We start from the raw sequence: 1208 nt of genomic DNA on the forward strand, positions 1-1208 counted from the left end.
AGCTTGCTTGAAACATTAAGTCACAGACCCATTATGCAAGAGGTACGCTGTCAGGCCATAAAAGCCCTCCAACTGCTTGTAGGCAATCCGTTTCAGGTACTGTTTCACTCCCCTCATCGGGGTGCTTTTCACCTTTCCCTCACGGTACTAGTTCGCTATCGGTCATGTACGAGTATTTAGGCTTGGAGGGTGGTCCCCCCATGTTCAGACAGAATTTCACGTGTTCCGCCCTACTCGAGTCCTGAATTCTCACTTTCGTATACGGGGCTGTCACCCGCTATGGCGTCACTTTCCAGAGACTTCTACTAGTTGAAATTCAGGCACTGGCCTGGTCCGCGTTCGCTCGCCACTACTAACGGAATCTCGGTTGATGTCTTTTCCTCCAGCTACTGAGATGTTTCAGTTCGCCGGGTTCGCTTCACGAAGCCTATTTTATTCAGCTAAGTGATACCTAACCTAATTAACCCAACCTGTGCGTTGCCACACAGTTCGGATTAATCGGGATAGGTGGGTTTCCCCATTCGGAAATCGTCGGGTCAATGCTTGCTCACAGCTCACCGACGCTTATCGCAGCGTGCCACGTCCTTCATCGCCTGTACATGCCAAGGCATCCACGAATTGCCCTTACCTCACGCTTGAGAGTCCACACCACCAACGACATCACTGGGTGTCCTTTCGGATCACCAACTCGGCAGAGCAGTGCGTCGCGGTCTTTGTCAGGTGCGGATGATTATAATCTCAGCCAGATTATGTATTATGATGATGTCGATATCTGGAGCCTCGAACCGCTCGTCCAGATCGCCTTGCACAGAAGTGCCCTGCGAACCGCCGAAGCAATCCTCGTCCCCAAAATCGAGCACCTCACGGCATCGATTTTAAAAAACCCATTCACAATGTCAAATACGGGTCGTCTCGACCCAATCACCGCGCTCTCGCACGGCGAACCGTTTCTCTTCATCAACCTGGATATGTGGTTAGCGGCGTCTCACCCGCGAGCCCGTCAGCCGCAGCGAAGCTGCGCCTTGTGGGCGCGCTTCTCGGCGCTGGCCGGTCTTGTCGAAGTGCGCGGCAGCTATCGCTGCCTCGTCTCTTCGCCTGCGACTTGGTGGAGCCTATCGGGATCGAACCGATGACCTGATGCTTGCAAAGCAACCGCTCTCCCAGCTGAGCTAAGGCCCCATGCACTAGCGGCGAGATGCAATAGCAAT

At 53.7% G+C, this 1208-nt stretch carries 1 protein-coding gene, 1 tRNA gene and 1 rRNA gene; 1 reads left to right on the plus strand and 2 read right to left on the minus strand.

Going from position 1 to position 1208, the window contains the following annotated elements; translation table 11 throughout:
• A 23S ribosomal RNA gene (locus tag ASG69_RS12525) occupies positions 1-638 on the minus strand; the annotation flags it as partial.
• A gap of 111 nt (positions 639-749) precedes the next feature.
• On the opposite strand from ASG69_RS12525, the gene ASG69_RS22465 reads away from it, so the two are divergent.
• On the plus strand, positions 750-1133 hold the full coding sequence (locus tag ASG69_RS22465) for a hypothetical protein (protein WP_156380511.1): 384 nt from the start codon (positions 750-752) through the stop codon (positions 1131-1133).
• On the opposite strand, the gene ASG69_RS12530 is transcribed toward ASG69_RS22465, so the two are convergent.
• Positions 1104-1179, minus strand: a tRNA-Ala gene (locus tag ASG69_RS12530). The two genes, ASG69_RS22465 and ASG69_RS12530, sit on opposite strands and share 30 nt — an antisense overlap.
• Positions 1180-1208: the final 29 nt, after the last annotated feature.

It is taken from the genome of Rhodococcus sp. Leaf225, assembly GCF_001426145.1.
Lineage (GTDB): Bacteria > Actinomycetota > Actinomycetes > Mycobacteriales > Mycobacteriaceae > Rhodococcoides.

What these genes read in the sequence shown, in the direction of transcription:
- ASG69_RS22465 (WP_156380511.1), top strand. Translation starts at nt 750, where the DNA reads ATGTATTATGATGATGTCGATATCTGGAGCCTCGAACCGCTCGTCCAG.